Below are 18,352 nucleotides of genomic sequence, written 5' to 3' on the forward strand. Positions count from 1 at the left end.
CATGACTAACAAATACATGACGTTCGATGAGTCAGGCTCCATTAAAGACCGCCTGATTCACGGGGTTTGCGACATTCCTGAGGGCGCGATATGCATCAGCGAAGAACTTTGGCTGCAGTCTGCAACAGACCTGACTGGGCACTGGTGCCTAATCGACGGAACGCTGACCAAGGTTCCTTTTGAAATCAAACCAGACTTCGCGAAGTTAATTGCTGCAGAGCGTTTTCGCCGGGAAACGTCTGGTGTCGTATTTGAAGGCTCCGTCGCTGATACCACTCGAGACGGCCAGGCATTGATCGCCGGCGCTGCGGTAGCAGCGATGCTTGATCCAACTTACAAATGTGCATGGAAGTTTGCTGAAGGTTTCGTCGAGTTGCAGGCTGCCCAATTAATCGCATTGGCAACCTCGATTCGAACCTATGTTCAGGATTGTTTTGATCGTGAACGAGCTTTGTTGTCAGCAGTTGAGGCTGGTGAGTGTTCTGAGGACATGATCCTGCAAGGTTGGCCGAATTCGGGCCCGCTACATAAAGCGCCTCAATCATAACACCCCGAATTCCGGGGCGTTTTCATATCTGCTTCAAACCACTCAACACCCGCAAAGCCCCTCCCCAAGAGGGGCTTTCCCGTTTATGGAGAAACGAAAAATGGCAACCCGCCAAACCTACACCGTGCTCGTCCCATTCCCCACCGGCGGTGGGCACTGGTCGAGCGTCGGTCAAGACCTCGATCTGCTCGACGTCGAGGCCAGTGCCTTGCACACCGCCGGTCGACTGGAACTGAAAACATCGTCCACCCAGGCCAAAAAGGCCGCTGCCAAGAAGGCTGACTAAACATGGCTGAGGTTCTGAACTTCGAGCACAACGGCATTACCGTCAATGCCACTGAATCCCCCGAGGCCATGGGTGGCCTGGGGGACAACGTTATCGGTCTGGTCGGCACCGCGCCGAAAGCCGATCCGCTGATTCCGCGCAACGCGCCGTTCCGCATCAACAGCTTCACCACCCACGCGCTGCTCGATCCGACCGGTTCCGAAGAGGGCACCCTGTACCACGCGGTTTACCAGATCCTCAAAGTGGTCAAGGTGCCGGTGTACGTGGTCATCGTCGAAGCGGGCGCGACTCCGGCTGACACGGTCAACGCGGTGATCGGTGGCGTTGAGCCGGCGACTGGCCGCAAGCTCGGTCTGGCCGCACTGGGCAGTGTCCCGGAAGACCTGACCATCATCGGCGCGCCGGGCTTCACCGGCACCAAAGCGGTGGCTAGCGAGTTCGCCTCGTTCGGTAAGCGCATCAAGGCTCGTGTGGTACTCGATGGCAAGGACGCCTCGGTCGCTGACCAAGTCTTGTACAGCCAGGAACTGGGCGGCGCTGATCTCGGTTTCGACCGTTGCCTGGTGGTGCACAACATGCCGGCGGTGTACTCGAAAGCGGCGAAGAAAAATGTCTTCATCGCGCCATCCAGCCTGGCGATCGCCGCGCTGGCCAAGGTCAAGCAATGGGAAAGTCCTGGTAACCAGGTGACCTACGCCGAAGACGTCTCCCGCGTCGTCGAATACAACATCCTCGACACTTCGACCGAAGGCGATCTGCTCAACCGTTATGGCGTCAGCTACTACGCCCGCACCGTGCTCGGTGGCTTCTCGCTGCTGGGTAACCGCTCGATCACCGGCAAGTTCATCAGCTACGTCGGCCTCGAAGATGCGATCAGCCGCAAGCTGGTCAAGGCCGGCCAGAAAGCCATGGCCAAGAACCTCACCAAGTCGTTCATGGATCAAGAGGTCAAGCGCATCAACGACTGGCTGCAAACCCTGGTCGCCGACGAAACCATTCCTGGCGGCAGCGTATATCTGCACCCGGAACTCAACAGCGTCGAGAAGTACAAGAACGGCACCTGGTACGTGGTCATCGACTACGGCCGTTACGCGCCGAACGAACACATGATTTACCAACTCAACGCCCGCGATGAAATCATCGAGCAGTTCCTGGAGGACGTTCTCTAATGTTTACCAACCGCGTAAGACAGGCCATCGCGGCCACCCTGCAAGGCCTGCCGTTGTCGGCAACCGTTGAAGAATTCACTCCGCCGAAGATCGAATTCGACGTGGAAGAAATGCGTGGCGGCCGCTTCATCGTCGAAGAAATGGCCAAGGGCGGCAAAGCGCTCAACGCCAAGTTGACCCTGCAAGGCATGGGCACAGAAGTCATGCTCGCACTGGGCGTGAAGCTGGGCGACGACATCCTGCTGAACGTGCGTGAAGCCGGTCAGGATCAGGATGGCAACACCTGGTTCACCTATCACACCGTCGGCGGCAAGCTGAAATCCCTGGAAGAGACTGCGGTGAAAATGGGTGAAAAACCCAAGACCAACCTGGAGCTGTCCTGCCGCACCTACAACCGCCTGGAAAACGGCGTGCCGGTGATCGACATCGACGTGCGTACCCAGAAGTTCGTGCTCAACGGCGTCGACATCCTCGGTGATGCGCGGCGTGCGGTGCTGATGCCGTAACCCGTTACACCGCAAAACCTGTGGGAGCGAGCCTGCTCGCGAAGAGGCCATCACATTCGCTACCGATGTGACTGTAAGACCGCTTTCGCGAGCAGGCTCGCTCCCACATTGGGCCAGGTTAACTGGCCCCTTTGCGCAACACCCCCTCAAGAATCACCAAGGAATTCATACATGTCGTGGATGCCACCCCAGCATGACCTGTTGTCGCCGATCACCGGTGATGACGGTTCGCAGATCGAAACGATCCAGCTCAAACCGCTGTTCTACGCCGCACAGAAAGAAGCGCTGGAACGCGCCGGCGATGACGAAGACGATCAGTTCTTCGAACTGGCCCTGCTCGCCACCGGCCTGTCGGTCAAGGAACTCGACCAGCTCAAGCGCCCGGACTACGTGAGCATCGCCCAGTACGTGCACGAGATGTCGACACGCCCTGCGTCATACTTTCTGGAGCAGGTCGAAGAGGCGGAAAAATCCGCCGATCCCGACCAGGTGCAATTGCTGCAACCGCTCGCAGTGAGCGGCCGCACCGTGACGTCGCTGTCGCTGGAAATGCCTGCGCTGCGCGCGACCAAAGTGATGAAGAAACTGAAAACGGCCAAGGAACGCGCCGAGTTCATCACTGCCCATTGCACCGGCCTGATGATCCCCGATCTGGCCCTGATGACCGTCCCGGACTGGACGCAATTGCAGGTGCGCATCGACGATTTTTTAAACCAGCCGGCGGCCTACTTTCGGAACGCGACATCGAAGTAATCCTCGATATCGTCCCGCTCATTTACCCGGTAAGTGAGGCGGAGATTCTGGAATGGGACGCCGAAAAGGCGTTGCGCCGCTACGACATAGCGATCACTCGCCTTGGCGTAAAACAGGAGTAGAGCGGCAATGGCAGAGAGTAAATATGCGCCGATAAATGCCGGTGAAAGCGGCGTTGCGGCTGCCGGCAATATCAGTTTGAACATGGCAGCAGTGAGCTCCGGTACAGGAACGATCGGCCGCGAGCAGATTTCCAGCCTGAGTCAGGCGCTCATCACTGCGAGTATCAAGATCGGCTCGCTGACGGCCGCGATCGACTCATTGAGGCTGGCGTTGTCCAGCCTGCGTTCGATTTCGCTGAACAACAATGCGAAGAGCGGGTCGACCCGCGAACCTACTACGCCGGGTGAGGCCAGTGAGCGGGCCAAGGTGCCTGAGAGTCTCAAGCCAGCGATTGACTTGTACACGGCTGCTGCCGAGTTGGGCATCGCCGCGCAACTGCCGCCAAAGCAGACCAACGAAATGGCGCTGTCGAGCCTGATCATAGCCACTAAGCCATTGGTTGCCGCGGGCGGCACCAGCGGTCAAGAGTTGCTCAAGGCCGCTACGCTGGCGGCTGACGCAGGGGTTGGCAATGAGCTGACGAATGCGGCGGACAAACCCTTTGAATTGCTCAACTTTGCTGGCGACGCTGCGATCGTTGCATCAGCCTTCAAAGTCCCGGCTGTGGAAGTCGCCGAAATGATGGCGGTGTGGCGCACTTCGATGAAGCTCACTCGCGACCAGGCGTTTGACCTTGCGGATGCGACAAACCAGCTCGGCAAAATACCGGGTGGTGCCAAACCGGCAGACATCGGTGCCGTTCTCAAACAGTCGGGTGATGCGGCCATTGCGGTAGGCATGCAACCCGAGCAAGCCGCCGCGCTGTCCGCAGCCTTGCTCAACAGCGGGACGAAAAAAGACGATGCCGGCGACGCGTTGAAGCGCATTTCCCACGCGCTGGACAAGGGGGACAACGCGTCCGCCACCGAGCGTGGCGCCTGGAAGCAACTGGGGCTGGATCCCGCGGCCGTGACCGCGGCGATGCATGACCCGGACAAGCAAAGTGCACAGGGAGCGGTACTGTCGGTGCTGGCTGCGCTGAACGCCCAACCGGCCGAGCAACGCGCCCAGTTGGCGCAGACACTCTTTGCCGATGGCGGTAATGCGGTGCAGTTGCTGTCGCAGAACCTTGGCGACGTCAATCAGGCCTTCTCGCAAGTGAAGGACAAAGACCAATACGCGACGTCGAAGGTCGGTGATCAGAGTTCGGTGCGCCAGTCTGCACTGGCGCTCTCCAATACCCCGCAAGGACAGTGGAACGCTCAGAATGCGCGAAGCGATCGGTTGACCATCGCCAGCGCCAATGCCGTGGCGCCCTCTCCAGAGGCGCTAAGTGTTGCCGGTGCCAGCCTCGACAGAATGAGTGAATTCGCCGAGGCCCATCCGACGACGGCTGCGGTGATCATCACTGTCGGCACGGCCTTGAAAAAGATATTCGATGTGCTGTTGGACACCGCTGTCGAGGAGGGGAAAGAGCGGCTGGGCAAACGGATACCCGGTGGCGCGCCGGGCAATCCTCCCGATCTTTCATCTACCGGCGATTCTGCAGTGCAGCTTCCAACGGATGCGCCGGTGGTGGAGATCGCCAGTCTGGCGCCCGCGACTGCCAGGGAAATGGACATCGGCGAACCCTCCTCCTTGCTCAATACGCCGCGCCTGGGGCCTCCGAGCGTTGCCATGGAAACGATTGCCCAGGTTGCTCCAGCTTCGGACAAAGTTGCGGGAGCCGCATTGAGTGATCGGCTCGTGTTCTTCGCTCCCGACACCCTCTCCGCGCCCGGCCAGGTCAGCAAGGATCTGGCGAGCGCCCAGGCCGCCAACCAGCATGTCACTTACGCACCTTCGGTTCAGGTGTACTGCAGTGATCCGGGTAGTTCGGAAAACATCGGATTGCTGGTGACACAGCACCTGCGAAGCCAGTTCGACAGCCAATTCACACCGCTGTTGACCAACAACCCTCTCGCCACCCGCCGTGACGCAGCTCTGACCGATGGAGTCGCCTGATGAAACAACAAATGGCATTGGGCAGTTTCATCTTTGGCCTCTCGCGCCAGTTTGCGTACCACTCGTTGTTGCGCAAGTCCGATGGCGGCTGGACAGAAATACAGATTCTCACTAGCAAACCCAAATCCAGTCAGACCGGGCAGAAGCCGGAAACCCTGACCATCACCGGCAAGTCGATGTACGCCGTGGCCATGGATCGGCTGGATGAATTGCGCGCCTTACAGGCACTGCGCATACCGCTGCCATTGATTGACGGCATCGGTCGCAATTGGGGCTTGTGGCGGATCAACAGCGTTCAGGAAACCCAGACCCAGATCATCGATGACGGTACGGCGATGGTGGTCGATTGGGTCATCGAATTGGCGGAGTTCAACAATGCGTAAGGTACGAAGCGTGGCCGGTGATTCGGTGAATCTGCTGCTCTACCGCGAAACGGGGCGCAGCGATGATGTGGCTGAAGAAGCGCTGTGGAAACTTAATCCGACGCTGGCCGAGCATGGTCCGATCCTGACTGCGGGCATCTGGATCGCACTGCCTGAACTCGACAGCAAACCCGCCGCAATCAAACCGCTCACAGCCTGGGATTAAGGAGGTCGCATGACACTGGGTTTTACCCCGGCGGTAGAAATCTACGGCGCCCATGCGGCCCTGCTCAATCAGCGTCTGATCAGTTGGGAACATATCGATGCCGCGGGCATCGAGTCGGACCAACTGACATTGACGGTGGACCTTGAAGGTCTCGACGGTTTGCCGAGTCTCGGTGGTCGAATCGGCCTGAAAGTCGGTTACCTGGAATCGGGCATGGTCGACAAAGGCCAATTCAAAGTCACTCGCCTGACGCCGACGCTGTTCCCGTTCCGTCTGACCCTGGTCGCTACTGCAGCGCCATTCAGCAAGGATGACGAGACCGGCTTCAAGCAGCGCCGCACGGCGAGTCACGGGCCGACCACTTTAGGTGCGCTGTTTCGCGAGCTGGTATTGCGACACGGCTTTTCACCGCGGGTCGCTCCCGATGTGTCGTTGATCCGTATCGAGCACATTGATCAGACCAACGAAACCGACATGGGCTTTCTGACTCGATTGGCGATGAAGTACAACGTGGTCGCCAAACCGTACGATCAGATTTACGTGCTGGCGCGGTCCGGCCAGACCAAATCGTTGTCGGGGCAGACGCTGGCGGATGTGACCTTGTCGGTGACCCGCAACAACCGCCCCGGCGATCATGCCTTTATCAGCGCCACTCTGGAAGAATCCGCCCGCGAGCAGGCCAAAGGCTGCAAGACCTGTTTTGTCGATGCGGCGACAGGCGTGTTGCGCTGGGTCGAAACCGGGCTTGCGCCGTTCAAGACCATCCGCCAGAAGCAACCCAACGAAGCGGATGCCATCGCCGTCGGCGAGGGTGAAGTGCGCAAGATGCTCCGGCAAAAGTTCAAGGTGAAGATCACCTGCCCGGGCGATCCACGGTTGGCGGCCGAAGGCCTGGTGCTGCTCGATGACACCTGGCCGGACTTCATGCGCGGACGCTGGTCGATCGACAGGGTCACCGCCAGTGGCAATCGAGAGAACAGCTATCGCTGCCTGATCGATGCGTCGTGCCTCGACCCCAAAGCCGAGTCCAAAGACTGACCCACGAGCCACCCTGTAGGAGTGAGCCTGCTCGCGATAGCGGTGCCACATTCAAAACCAACGCGCCTGACACACCGCTATCGCGAGCAGGCTCACTCCTACAGGGGCCTGCGGTAACTCCCACTATTTTGGAACACCCCCATGAAGATCACCCCGATCCTCACGCAATTGCGTGGGCAATGCCCTGGCTTTGCCAATCACATTTCGGTGGGTGTCGATCTGGCGCTGCTACAAGGCAACCCGGATCTGCCGACACCTTCGGCCCACATGCTGCCACTGGCCGACTTGGCGAGTGAAAGCACCACCCAAAACCTCACCACCCAACCGATCCGCGACCGCTTCGAAATCGTCCTGGTGCTTGACGCCACCGACGCTACAAAAGCGCTGGATCTGTTGCACGACCTGCGCGCCGAGTTGTGGCGCGCGCTGGTCGGTTTCAAACCAGATTCGACCTACAGCGCCATCGTTTACGACGGCGGCGAGATGGTCTCGATCAACAGCAGCCGCGCCTTTTACCGGCTGCGCTTTTTTGCCGAGTTCCAGCTTGGCCGCAATCTGCCGAGTCAGCCTGCGGAGAGTTGGCACGAACGTGAACTGGACGGTTTGTCGTCCTTTACCGGGGCCACCGTGCGGGTCGATGCGATCGACCCGGCCGACCCCAACCTGAAACGCCCGGGCCCCGATGGGCGCGTGGAAATGACTTTCTCTGGAGACGTAACCCCATGAGCAATCGCATCACCGTACTGCCGGCCGCTGGCCGTGTCGTACCGGACCCGGAGGCCGGCGATCTGCTGCCGCTCGAAGGCCGTGAAGTGCTGGACAGCGCCTGGTGGCGCCGACGTCTGGCCGACGGCGATATCACCCTCAAAACCGCACCAGCCAAACAAAAGGGAGCCAAATAATGGCGATCGGATTCAGCAACATCCCCGCGGACATTCGTGTACCGCTGTTCTATGCCGAAATGGACAACTCGGCCGCCAATAGCGCGAGTTCGACCCTGCGTCGTCTGATCGTCGCTCAGGTCAACGACAACATCGCGCCGACGGAAGTCGGCAAACTGGTGCTGGTGTCCAGCGTTGCGCTGGCCAAGAGCATCGGCGGCCAAGGCTCGATGCTCGCCTCGATGTACGAGACCTTCCGCAAGGCCGACCCGATCGGTGAGATCTGGTGCCTGCCGCTGCACAACACCGAAGGCGCGATCGCCAAAGGCGTGCTGACCCTGACCGGCAACGCCACTCAGGCCGGCGTGCTCAATCTGTATGTCGGCGGCGTGCGTGTGCAAGCCACCGTGGTCAACGGTGCCACCGCTGCCCAAGCGGCCACCGCCCTGGCGCAAAAAATCAACGCCACCGCCGACCTGCCGGTCAGCGCTGCCGCTGCCGAAGGTGTGGTCACCCTGAACGCCAAATGGACTGGCGACAGCGGCAACGACATCAGCTTGCAATTCAATCGCCTGGGCAAGAGCAACGGCGAAGAAACCCCGGCTGGCCTGACCACTGCAGTCACTGCCATGACCGGCGGTGCCGGTGTGCCGGATCAGGTTGAAGCCATTGCCGCGCTGGGTGACGAGCCGTTCGAATTCATCGCACTGCCATGGTCCGATCTGTCGACCCTCAACACCTGGCAAGCGGTCATGGATGACAGCACCGGTCGCTGGTCGTGGGCCAAACAACTGTTCGGTCACGTCTACAGCGCCAAACGCGGCACTGTCGGCACTCTGGTTGCTGCCGGCCAGGCACGCAATGACCAGCACATGACCATTCAGGCGCTGGAGCCGGGCGTTCCGCAACCGTTCTGGGTACAAGCGGCGGCACTGGCTGCACGCACCGCCGTGTTCATCTCCGCCGACGCCAGCCGTCCGACCCAAAGCGGCAGCCTGCCGGGTGTCGACCCTGCCCCGGCGAGTGAGCGCTTCACCCTGACCGAGCGTCAGTCGCTGCTCAACTACGGCATCGCCACCGCGTACTACGAGGGCGGCTACGTGCGCATCCAGCGCTCGATCACCACCTACCAGAAAAACGCTTACGGTCAGGCCGACAACTCCTACCTGGACAGCGAAACCATGCACCAGTCGGCGTTCATCGTGCGCCGTCTGCAAAGCGTGATCACCAGCAAGTACGGCCGGCACAAACTGGCCTCCGACGGCACCCGCTTCGGCGCCGGCCAGCCGATCGTCACCCCGGCGACCATTCGCGGTGAACTGATCGCGCAGTACGCCAAGCTAGAACTGGAAGGTCACGTCGAGAACGCCGAGCTGTTCGCCGAGCACCTGATCGTCGAGCGCGACGTGCAGGACCCGAGCCGCGTGAACGTGCTGTTCCCGCCGGATTACATCAACGGTCTTCGCGTGTTCGCACTGCTCAACCAATTCCGTCTGCAGTACGACGACGCGGCCTGATAAGCGCGTTTGACGGCAAGTTTTCAGCCCACCGCGTGTGGGCTTTTTTATTCAAGGGAGTAACACCATGGGTCAACTGATTGCAGGCACCTGCTACGTCAAAGTCGACGGCGCACAACTGACCATCAATGGCGGCTGCGAAGCCCCGCTGATGGCGGTCAAACGCGAAACCGTCGTACCCGGCTTCTACAAGGAAACCGACATTGCGCCGTCGTTCAAAGTGACCGCGCTGCACACCGCCGACTTCCCGCTGAAGAAGCTGATTGAAGGCACCGACATCACCGTCACCTGCGAATTCAGCAACGGCAAAGTTTACGTACTGGCCGGCGCCTATCTGGTCGAAGAGCCTGTTTCCAAAGGCGATGACGCCACCATCGAACTGAAATTCGAAGGCATCAAGGGGACTTGGCAATGAGCGGCGCCGTGAAGCTTCAGGTTGCGATCGAAGCTCACGGCGAGCCCCTGACCGAACTCCTTCTGCGCCGTCCGACGGTGCAGGAGGTGCGAGCGATCAAGGCGCTGCCGTACAAGATTGACAAGAGCGAAGAAGTCAGCCTCGACATGGACGTGGCGGCCAAATACATCGCCGTGTGCGCCGGTATTCCACCGTCGTCGGTCAACCAGTTGGATCTGGCTGACCTCAATGCGCTGAGCTGGGCCGTTGCGAGTTTTTTCATGAGTGCGGCGTCGGCGCCATCACCGACCTGATCGCCGTCGCCTATGACCTGGCCTGGTTCTGGAAGGTTGACCCCGAACAGATGATGGCCAGGCCACTGGATGTGCTCCGCGAATCGCTGGAGCACGCGCAACGGATCAATGCGATGCAGCAGGTGCAGTGATGGCAGACGAAGAGAAAAAAGTGAAAACGCCGGTGCTGATCACGGGCATCGATGAACTGTCGCCCAAACTCGGCGCCCTGCGAGTCAAGGTCGAGAGCTTCAAGAACAATCTCGAACAGACCGGCCTCGGTAAGCTGGACATCAGTGGCCTGTTCAAGGGCGGCAGCGTGATCACGCCGTTCGTGGACGGGATCAAATCGGCGGCGGCGTTTCAGGGCAAATTGACCGAAGTCAGCGACACGGCAAAAACCGTCGACCTGCCCGCTACGCCGAAAGTCGCTGCGCAAAACATGAACGTGTTCAGTGCATCGATGGAAAAGGTTTCCGCAGCCGTCGATGCCGCACTGGTGCCGGCGGTGGGCGCATTGGTGGTCGGGCTGGAACCGATGCTGACCCAGGTCGGCAGCCTGCTCGCCGACAACCCGAAACTGGTCGAAGGCCTGGCGGCGGGGGCGATTGCCTTCTCTGCCATGCAAACCGCCGTTACCGGCATGACCCAGGTGATGGACGTCATGAGCATGGTGCTCAAGACCAATCCGATCATGTTGATCGCCATGGGTATCGCAGTGGCAGCCGGTTTGATTTATGCCAACTGGACGCCGATCAGCGCTTTCTTCAAAGGCATGTGGGAGGGCGTGAAAAACATCGGTGTGAGTGCGATGGCGACGTTGCGCTCGATCCTCGATTGGCGACCGCTGGATGCGCTGGCGGCGCTGTGGTCACCGATCGAGGGATTTTTCTCCGGGATCTGGGACAAGGTCAAAGCGGTCACCGCGCCAGTGATCGACTTTTTCAAATCGGTGTTCTCGTGGACGCCCGCCGGCATGATCCTGGAAAACTGGGCGCCGCTGACCGGTCTGTTTTCGGCTATCTGGGACTTGCTCAAGGCCTTGAGTGTGCCGGTGATGACGTTCCTCAAAGATCTGTTCGACTGGACACCGTTGGGGATGATCATCAACAACTGGGGATCGATCACCGGGTTCTTCGCCTCGATCTGGGCGGCGCTGCAACCTGCGGCGCAAGCGATCAAGGACTTCTTCGGCACGTTGTTCGACTATTCCCCACTGGGGATGATCGTCAACAACTGGGGCAGCATCGTCACGTTCTTCGAACCGATCTGGGCCGCATTGCAAACCTCGGCGCAGCAGATCAAAAGCTTCTTCCAGAGCCTGTTCGAATGGTCGCCGCTGGAACAGATCGCGATGTACTGGCAACCGATCAGCGAAGTCTTTTCGGCGCTGTGGGGCGTGGTGCAGGCGTTGGCCGCACCGGTACTCGAGTTTTTGCACAACATGTTCGAATGGACGCCGTTGGGGCAGATCATCAAGAACTGGGGGCCGATCACCGAGTGGTTCGGCGAGTTGTGGCAAAAACTGCAAACCGTGATTGCGCCGATCAAAGAGCTGTTCGACGGCGGCTTTGCCGGACTGATCGCCAAGGTCACCGGCAAGGTTGAAACGTTCACCGAAGCGCAACGCCAGACCAATGCCGAAGGCAAAGGCGAACTGGCACCCGCGTTCTTTGGGGCAACGCCGCAAGCAGCCAACGGTGCACTGCAAAGTGGTTCGTTGCCACAGAGTTCTGGCGCACTGATTCAACAAAGCGCAATCAACAACCGCACGCAACTCGAAGGCGGCCTGACCGTGCGCTTCGAAAATGCGCCGGCAGGGCTGCGTACCGATCAACCGCAAACCAATCAACCAGGGCTGGCGCTGTCTTCGCGCATCGGCTATCGCTCGCTGTCGGCAGGAGGTTCCAATGAACTGGCGTGACCGTTTGTTGCCGGCATCCTTTCGTGGTGTCGGCTTCTGGATCGATCAGGCGAAAACCCCGGTCGGTCGCAAAGGTCAGTTGCATGAATACCCGCAACGCGACCTGCCGTATTTCGAGGATCTGGGCCAGCAGGCCAAGACTCACGAAATCACGGCATTCATCATCGGCGCCGACTGCCTGGAGCAGCGCGACAAGCTGCTCAAGGCATTGGAGGCGGGCAATGGTGAGCTGGTGCACCCGTGGCTCGGGCGCCTGCAAGTCAAGGTCGGTGAATGCGACATGACCCATACCCGCCAGGACGGCGGGCTGGTGACGTTCAGTCTGAAGTTCTACCCCGACCGGCCGTTGCCGTTTCCGACTGCCACCGTCAGTACGCAAAAAGTCCTGTTGGCCAAGGCTGACACTTTGCTGGGGTCAGCAGTGTCGCGTTTCGAAGAGGTCATTGTCCGGATTCAAGCGGCACGGATTGGCATTAACAATCTGCGAAACAGCCTGACCGGGGTGTTCGATGTGATTAAGGAACAGCTGAAACCACTGATCGCGCAATACAAGGAAATCACTGAACTGGTCAGAGCCGTCAAGGAGTTGCCCAAGGAAGTGGCGGCGGAGTTCAAGGGGTTGCTCGGCGATATCAAGGAGCTCAAGGCGTTCGCGAAGGAGGGCTACCGTGGCGTGATTGCCGACGTGTCCCAACAACTCGAAGCGATCCGCAAGGCTGATGCGCCGAAGATCACCACGGGCAAGGACACCAATGCGGCGGCGCAAGCCATGGCCGATCTGGTGCAGGACACTCTGATTGTCAAAGTGGCGCAATGGGTTGCCTCAATGCCGGTGGCGGCGAAACCGGTGAAGTTGCTGTCGACCCCTTCCTTGGATCAGCAGTCGAAGCAGCCGATCTCTCGACAGGAAGTGCCGGCTACCGACGATTTGCAGGCGCTTCAAAAGGACTTGGTCGAGGCGCTCCAAATGGCCAAAAACAAAGCCGGTCCAGCGCACTATCAGGCTATCAGCGACGTGCAGGATGCTCTGGTGGCGCACCTCAAAGCCGTAGCGTCATCGGGGGTGCGTCTGGTCACCAAGTCGTTTCAGGAAAGTTTGCCGGCACTGGTAGTGGCTTACAAACAATTCAGTGATGCGACACGGGTGACCGAAGTGGTCCAGCGTAACGGAGCGACCAACCCGTTGTACCTGCCACCCAACGACGTGAAAGTCTCTCGGGAGTAGTCATGGACGTAATGGACAACCATGTCACGCTGACCGTCAACAACATGGAATACGGCGGCTGGAAAAACGTGGAAATCACCGCTGATCTGGAGCGCCAGTTCCGCACCTTCAAACTCGACATCACCTGGCAGTGGCCAGGGCAGACGGTGGATCAGCGGATCAAACCGGGTGACCCCTGCGAAGTGAAAATCGGCCAGGACCTGGTGCTCACCGGCTATGTGTTCAAGGCCCCGATTCGCTATGACGGACGCCAGATCAGCCTGAGCATCGAGGGCAGTTCCAAGACTCAGGATCTGGTCGATTGCGCTGCCAGGAACACGCCGAACCAGTGGCAGGAACAACCGCTGCTGAGCATTGTTCAGGCGCTGGCGATGGAGTACGGGCTGATGGTGGTCAATGAAATCCCCGAGACCGCGCGGCTGACCAAACACACGATTGTGCCGGGAGAAACGGTGTTTCAGTCGATCGACCGTTTGCTCTCGCTGCTGCGGGTGTTTTCCACCGATGACGAGCAGGGTCGGCTGGTGCTGGCCAAGCCGGGCAGCGGTGGGCGGGCCAGTGATGCGCTGGAGCTGGGCAAGAATATTTTGTCCGCCAACGCGTCGATGGATCAGAGCCAGGTGTTTTCCGAATACCGAGTGATCGGCCAGCAGAAAGGTTCGGACAAGAAGAGCGGGGCGGCGGTAAGCGAGGTTGAATCCAGCGCGACCGATCTGAGCTTCAAACGTCGACGCACCACGATCATCAACGAGGGCACCGCGCTGACGTTCGAACTGGCCCAGCAGCGCGCCCTGTGGGAGAGCGCCACCCGTATGGGGCGGGCGCAGACCACCACTTATCAGGTGCAGGGCTGGCGCCAGTCCAACGGCGATCTGTGGCGCCACAACACGCTGGTCAAGGTCACGGATCCGGTGCTTGGATTTGATGGCGACATGCTGATTTCCAAAGTCACGTATTCGCTGTCGGCTCAAGGCTCGGTGACCACGCTGCAAGTGGCGCCGCCGCATACCTTCGACGCCAATCCAATGCCACCGAAAAAATCCCCGGCCTGACACCGAACCCTGTAGGAGTGAGCCTGCTCGCGATAGCGTCGGCAGCCTCAACATCACAGTGCCTGACCCACCGCCATCGCGAGCAGGCTCACTCCTACAGTTGATCGCGTCGTGGCCGCCTCTTTGAAGGACACCCCATGAGCCTACTGACACGCCTGCTGGCGCGCGGCACTGTCGTGCTCGCCAATTCGGCATCCAAGCTGCAATCGCTGCAAATGCGCCTCACCGCCGGCGAAGTGAACGACGACATGGAGCACTTCGAACCTTACGGCTTCACCAGCCACCCGCTGGCCGGTGCCGAAGGTGTCGTCACCTTTCTCGGCGGCGACCGTTCCCACGCCATCGCTCTGGTCATCGCCGACCGCCGCTATCGCCTGCAATCGCTGGCGTCGGGCGAAGTGGCGATCTACACCGACGAGGGCGACAAGATTCATTTCAAACGCGGGCGGATCATCGACATCGAAACCGCCACGCTGAACATCCGCGCCAGCAGCGCGGTGAACTTCGATACGCCGGTGATCAACCAGACCGGCAAGATCGTTTCCACCGGCGATCAGTTGGCCGGCGGCATCAGCCAGATCAAACACGTGCACGTCGGCGTACAGGCCGGCAGCGGCCAGACCGGCGCGCCGGCAGGAGGCAAGTGATGCTGATCAGCCCGAACCTCCACGCCGCGCTGACCCGCGCCGTACTCATCAGCCTGTTCACCTGGCGCCGCGCCGCCGATGACGACGCCCTCGACGACGAAGAACGTTTTGGCTGGTGGGGCGATACCTTTCCCACCGTCGCCGACGATCGCATCGGCTCGCGGCTGTGGCTGTTGCGCCGGGTCAAGCTGACCCGACAAACGCAGATGGACGCCGAGTTCTATGCCCGCGAAGCCTTGCAATGGCTGATCGACGACGGCCACTGCAGCGCCATCGACATCATCAGCGAACGCCTCGACGCCCAGCGCCTGAACCTGCGCACGGTCCTGACCCTGGCCGACGGCGAACGTCTGGACATCAACCCCGATAACAGTTGGCAGGTGATCTATGCCGTTTGAAACCCCTTCGCTGCCGGTGCTGATCAAGCGCACCCAAAGCGACCTGGCCGGCGATTCGCTGCGCCAGTCCGATGCGCAAGTGCTGGCCCGTACCCTCGGTGGTGCGGCTTATGGTCTGTACGGTTATCTCGACTGGATTGCCGAGCAGATCCTGCCCGACAAGGCTGATGAGTCGACCCTGGAGCGCATCGCCGCACTGCGTTTGAACCAACCGCGCAAACCCGCGCAAGTCGCCACCGGCAGCGTCAGCTTTACCGCCACGGCCGGTGCCGTGCTGGATGTCGACACGCTGCTCCAAGCGAGCGATGGCCGCACCTACAAAGTCACCACCGCACGCACGACCGTCAATGGCAGCAACACCACCACGATCGCCGCGCTCGATGCCGGCAGTCTGGGCAATGCCGACGCCGGTCTGGCGCTGACACCGGTGCAGCCGATTGCCGGTGTGGTCGGCAACAGCTTTGTCGTGCTGGCACCGGGACTCAGCGGCGGCGTGGCGCGGGAAAGTCTGGAGTCGCTGCGTTCGCGGGTGATCCGTTCCTACCGCGTTATTCCCCATGGCGGCTCGGCCAGTGACTACGAGACCTGGGCACTGGAAGTGCCGGGCGTAACGCGCGCCTGGTGTCGTGGCGGTCTGCTCGGGCCGGGCACGGTGACGGTGTTCATCATGCGTGATGAAGACCCGCAACCGGTGCCCAACGATGAGCAATTGGCGGAGGTTCAGGACTACATCGAACCGCTGCGTCCGGTGACTGCGGAAGTGCACGTGCAGCGGCCGATTCAGGTGCCGGTGGTGTATCGCTTCAAGAGCGTCAATCCGGACACCACCGCCGTGCGTGCCGCCGTTGAAGCGCAATTGCGCGACCTGCACAACCGTGAGGCCGATCTGGGTGTGCCGTTGCTGATCAGCCATATCCGCGAAGCCATCAGCAGCGCCGGTGGTGAGTACGATCACACCCTGACCGCGCCGGCCGCTGACGTGCCTGCCGGGCAAAGCGAACTGCTCACCTTCGGAGGCTGCGTATGGGGGGCATAAGAACCGCCGCGCAATATCAGGCGCAACTGCGCGCCTTGCTGCCCAGTGGCCCGGCGTGGGACCCGGAACGCGTACCGGAACTCGAAGAAGTGCTGCAAGGCGTCGCCGTCGAACTGGCCCGCCTCGATGCCCGCGCCGCCGACCTGCTCAACGAAATGGACCCGGCCGGGGTGAGCGAACTGGTGCCGGACTGGGAGCGGGTGATGAACCTGCCCGACCCGTGCCTGGGCGCCACGCCACTGTTCGACGACCGCCGCCTCGCCGTCCGCCGTCGCTTGCTCGCGGTCGGCAGCCAGGCCGTCGGCTATTACCTCGAAATCGCCAAAAGCCAGGGTTACCCCAACGCCACCATCACCGAACTCGAAGCCCCGCGCATGGGCCGCTCGCGTTTCGGCTCGGCGCACTGGGGCACGTGGGAGGCGCAGTTCATGTGGACGCTCAACACCGGCGGCCGCTTGCTGCTCGGCCGGCGTTTCGGCGCGAGCTATTGGGGTGAGCGCTTCGGCGTCAACCCGGGTTCGGCGCTGGAATGCCTGATTCACCGCAGCGCACCGGCGCATACCAAGGTGCACATCAATTATGACTAGGGAGGGATGAGGGGATGGATTATCCGAAGAGTGTGCCCAGCTCGGGTCTGGTGAATGGCCAGTTCGTCGATGAAAATCCGTTGACCGGCACGCCGGGATCACTGATTCCGGCGACTTGGGGCAATGCGGTAACCGAGGAGTTGCTGACCGTGATTCGTGCGGCGGGACTGGTGCCTTCCGAGAGTGAGTCGAATCAACTGCTCAGGGCGCTCAAGAGCGTGCTATCACAGGATGCGTTGCCCTTCGCCGCGTTGGCATTTCCAACAGTGGCTACGGCGGATGGACGCATTGCAGTGACCGCTGCGAGCGGCTCGGCGGGAGGCAACGTGTCGGTACCGGGCGGTGTTCTGGTCAGTCTCTGCGAAGAAGTGACCGTTGGCATGACAGCTCGGCCGCGTGGCTTGTTGACGACAGGTTGGGCATCGCCTGCGCTTGATATCAACAGCACTTACTTTCTGCGATTGCAGGTGCGTGACGGGGCACTGGTTTGCTACCTGCACAAAGGTGCTGATACCGATGCGATCCCAGCGGCACTGAAGGGCGGAACCGGGGGCGGCGGTGGCGGGTTCGACTCCACCTGTATCGACATGCTTGTAGCCAAAGTGGTAACCGCAGGCGCAGGGACGGCGCCCAAGCTGACGCTCTTGGCGAACAAGGCGAGGCTTGAAGCCGTAGGGGTCTGGTCCGCTGCCAGTGGCAGTTACTCGGTAACGTTGAACTGGGCCCGTAAACCGCGCGCGTACATTGCAGGGATCTACGATTTTGACGGCAACGTGAAAACCGATTATGGCGTGGTCAGTGAAGAGATCGGGGTAGCTGTGTCAGGGACGCAGGTTGTACCAGAGGGTGGATTTACGGACCGTTATATGGGACGCGTGTTAATTGTCGCGTGGGCGCAGAACCTTAGTGCGGCAGGTGTCATCAACGCCCGCGTGCGTTGGGAGGTTTGACTATGAAAGCCATTATCGAAAACGGTTTGGTGACTGCTTTGGTGAACGGAGACGTCGATTGCGGCGTTGTGATTCCCATTGGCAAGCCGGTCTCCACAGGTTGGATCTATAAGGACGACACCTTCAGTGAGCCTGCCGCAGTGACCGTTTCGCAGGACGCCGCGGCAACAGCGGAGCGCCAATGGCGCACCGCAGTGCTCATCGAGTCTGACTGGCTGGTGATCCGTCATCGCGATGAACTAGACGCCGGAGTACAAACAAGTTTGAGTTCCAAGCAGTTTGCGAAGTTGCTCGCCTATCGCCAAGCCCTGCGTGATTGGCCCGCCGCTAGCGATGCCGTTGATAACGCGTCGCGCCCTCAAACGCCTAAGTGGCTTGCCCGGTTGTCTCAACGCGTGGTTTGAAATATTGCTTCGATCAAGATCGGTCATCCGATCAAACAGTTGCGATCCGTT

At 60.4% G+C, this 18,352-nt stretch carries 23 protein-coding genes; all 23 read left to right on the forward strand.

Annotated elements, in window-relative coordinates; translation table 11 throughout:
- Position 1: 1 nt before the first annotated feature.
- The 23 genes from LOY43_RS05875 (at position 2) to LOY43_RS05985 (ending at position 18,301) form a co-directional block, all read left to right on the forward strand.
- Positions 2 to 547, forward strand: coding sequence for a DUF4376 domain-containing protein (locus tag LOY43_RS05875; RefSeq protein ID WP_258709330.1), 546 nt, complete (start codon positions 2 to 4; stop codon positions 545 to 547).
- 100 nt (positions 548 to 647) lie between these two features.
- Entirely contained in the window at positions 648 to 833 is a 186-nt protein-coding gene (locus LOY43_RS05880; protein WP_099758137.1) for a hypothetical protein, read from the forward strand.
- Between the two features lie 2 nt (positions 834 to 835).
- Positions 836 to 2,002, forward strand: a complete 1,167-nt coding sequence (locus LOY43_RS05885) for a phage tail protein (RefSeq protein WP_258709331.1) — start codon at positions 836 to 838, stop codon at positions 2,000 to 2,002.
- Entirely contained in the window at positions 2,002 to 2,508 is a 507-nt protein-coding gene (locus LOY43_RS05890) for a phage major tail tube protein (RefSeq protein WP_085697357.1), read from the forward strand. The genes LOY43_RS05885 and LOY43_RS05890 overlap by 1 nt, the downstream gene beginning before the upstream one ends.
- 171 nt (positions 2,509 to 2,679) lie before the next feature.
- Positions 2,680 to 3,261, forward strand: a complete 582-nt coding sequence (locus LOY43_RS05895; protein WP_258709332.1) for a phage tail assembly protein — start codon at positions 2,680 to 2,682, stop codon at positions 3,259 to 3,261.
- 129 nt (positions 3,262 to 3,390) lie between these two features.
- Positions 3,391 to 5,367: a phage tail tape measure protein gene (locus tag LOY43_RS05900; protein ID WP_258709333.1), complete on the forward strand. Its 1,977-nt coding sequence runs from the start codon at positions 3,391 to 3,393 to the stop codon at positions 5,365 to 5,367.
- On the forward strand, positions 5,367 to 5,750 hold the full coding sequence (locus LOY43_RS05905; RefSeq protein WP_095050425.1) for a phage tail protein: 384 nt from the start codon (positions 5,367 to 5,369) through the stop codon (positions 5,748 to 5,750). Before LOY43_RS05900 ends, LOY43_RS05905 begins: the two co-directional genes overlap by 1 nt.
- Positions 5,743 to 5,955 (forward strand): tail protein X, encoded by a 213-nt coding sequence (locus tag LOY43_RS05910; protein ID WP_258709334.1) that lies wholly within the window; start codon positions 5,743 to 5,745, stop codon positions 5,953 to 5,955. Before LOY43_RS05905 ends, LOY43_RS05910 begins: the two co-directional genes overlap by 8 nt.
- Positions 5,956 to 5,964: 9 nt before the next feature.
- On the forward strand, positions 5,965 to 6,993 hold the full coding sequence (locus LOY43_RS05915; protein ID WP_258709335.1) for a phage late control D family protein: 1,029 nt from the start codon (positions 5,965 to 5,967) through the stop codon (positions 6,991 to 6,993).
- Positions 6,994 to 7,134: 141 nt separating this feature from the next.
- Positions 7,135 to 7,719 carry a hypothetical protein gene (locus LOY43_RS05920; protein WP_095050428.1) on the forward strand — a complete coding sequence of 195 codons (585 nt, stop codon included), beginning with the start codon at positions 7,135 to 7,137 and terminating at the stop codon, positions 7,717 to 7,719.
- Entirely contained in the window at positions 7,716 to 7,895 is a 180-nt protein-coding gene (locus tag LOY43_RS05925; RefSeq protein ID WP_034154909.1) for a DUF2635 domain-containing protein, read from the forward strand. Before LOY43_RS05920 ends, LOY43_RS05925 begins: the two co-directional genes overlap by 4 nt.
- Complete coding sequence (locus LOY43_RS05930; RefSeq protein WP_258709336.1) at positions 7,895 to 9,391, forward strand: phage tail sheath subtilisin-like domain-containing protein; 1,497 nt, start codon at positions 7,895 to 7,897, stop codon at positions 9,389 to 9,391. Before LOY43_RS05925 ends, LOY43_RS05930 begins: the two co-directional genes overlap by 1 nt.
- A 67-nt stretch (positions 9,392 to 9,458) precedes the next feature.
- The gene (locus tag LOY43_RS05935) at positions 9,459 to 9,806 is read left to right on the forward strand and encodes a phage tail tube protein (RefSeq protein WP_007908779.1); all 348 of its coding nucleotides are present in this window, start codon (positions 9,459 to 9,461) and stop codon (positions 9,804 to 9,806) included.
- Positions 9,803 to 10,099 (forward strand): phage tail assembly protein, encoded by a 297-nt coding sequence (locus LOY43_RS05940; protein ID WP_095050430.1) that lies wholly within the window; start codon positions 9,803 to 9,805, stop codon positions 10,097 to 10,099. The genes LOY43_RS05935 and LOY43_RS05940 overlap by 4 nt, the downstream gene beginning before the upstream one ends.
- 130 nt (positions 10,100 to 10,229) lie before the next feature.
- The gene (locus LOY43_RS05945; protein ID WP_258709337.1) at positions 10,230 to 12,002 is read left to right on the forward strand and encodes a phage tail protein; all 1,773 of its coding nucleotides are present in this window, start codon (positions 10,230 to 10,232) and stop codon (positions 12,000 to 12,002) included.
- Positions 11,989 to 13,227 (forward strand): DNA circularization protein, encoded by a 1,239-nt coding sequence (locus LOY43_RS05950; protein WP_095126528.1) that lies wholly within the window; start codon positions 11,989 to 11,991, stop codon positions 13,225 to 13,227. Before LOY43_RS05945 ends, LOY43_RS05950 begins: the two co-directional genes overlap by 14 nt.
- Before the next feature lie 2 nt (positions 13,228 to 13,229).
- Positions 13,230 to 14,279 (forward strand): phage baseplate assembly protein, encoded by a 1,050-nt coding sequence (locus LOY43_RS05955; protein ID WP_220558195.1) that lies wholly within the window; start codon positions 13,230 to 13,232, stop codon positions 14,277 to 14,279.
- Between the two features lie 137 nt (positions 14,280 to 14,416).
- Complete coding sequence (locus LOY43_RS05960) at positions 14,417 to 14,926, forward strand: phage baseplate assembly protein V (protein ID WP_220558197.1); 510 nt, start codon at positions 14,417 to 14,419, stop codon at positions 14,924 to 14,926.
- Complete coding sequence (locus LOY43_RS05965; protein ID WP_093436478.1) at positions 14,926 to 15,324, forward strand: phage GP46 family protein; 399 nt, start codon at positions 14,926 to 14,928, stop codon at positions 15,322 to 15,324. Before LOY43_RS05960 ends, LOY43_RS05965 begins: the two co-directional genes overlap by 1 nt.
- Positions 15,314 to 16,360, forward strand: a complete 1,047-nt coding sequence (locus LOY43_RS05970; RefSeq protein WP_093436475.1) for a baseplate J/gp47 family protein — start codon at positions 15,314 to 15,316, stop codon at positions 16,358 to 16,360. The genes LOY43_RS05965 and LOY43_RS05970 overlap by 11 nt, the downstream gene beginning before the upstream one ends.
- Complete coding sequence (locus tag LOY43_RS05975; protein ID WP_016985041.1) at positions 16,348 to 16,947, forward strand: YmfQ family protein; 600 nt, start codon at positions 16,348 to 16,350, stop codon at positions 16,945 to 16,947. Before LOY43_RS05970 ends, LOY43_RS05975 begins: the two co-directional genes overlap by 13 nt.
- Before the next feature lie 14 nt (positions 16,948 to 16,961).
- Positions 16,962 to 17,897, forward strand: coding sequence for a hypothetical protein (locus tag LOY43_RS05980; RefSeq protein WP_258709338.1), 936 nt, complete (start codon positions 16,962 to 16,964; stop codon positions 17,895 to 17,897).
- A gap of 2 nt (positions 17,898 to 17,899) precedes the next feature.
- Positions 17,900 to 18,301, forward strand: coding sequence for a phage tail assembly chaperone (locus LOY43_RS05985; protein WP_258709339.1), 402 nt, complete (start codon positions 17,900 to 17,902; stop codon positions 18,299 to 18,301).
- Positions 18,302 to 18,352 lie beyond the last annotated feature (51 nt).

Source organism: Pseudomonas sp. B21-041 (assembly GCF_024748675.1).
In the GTDB taxonomy this organism is placed as follows: Bacteria; Pseudomonadota; Gammaproteobacteria; order Pseudomonadales; family Pseudomonadaceae; genus Aquipseudomonas; species Aquipseudomonas neuropathica.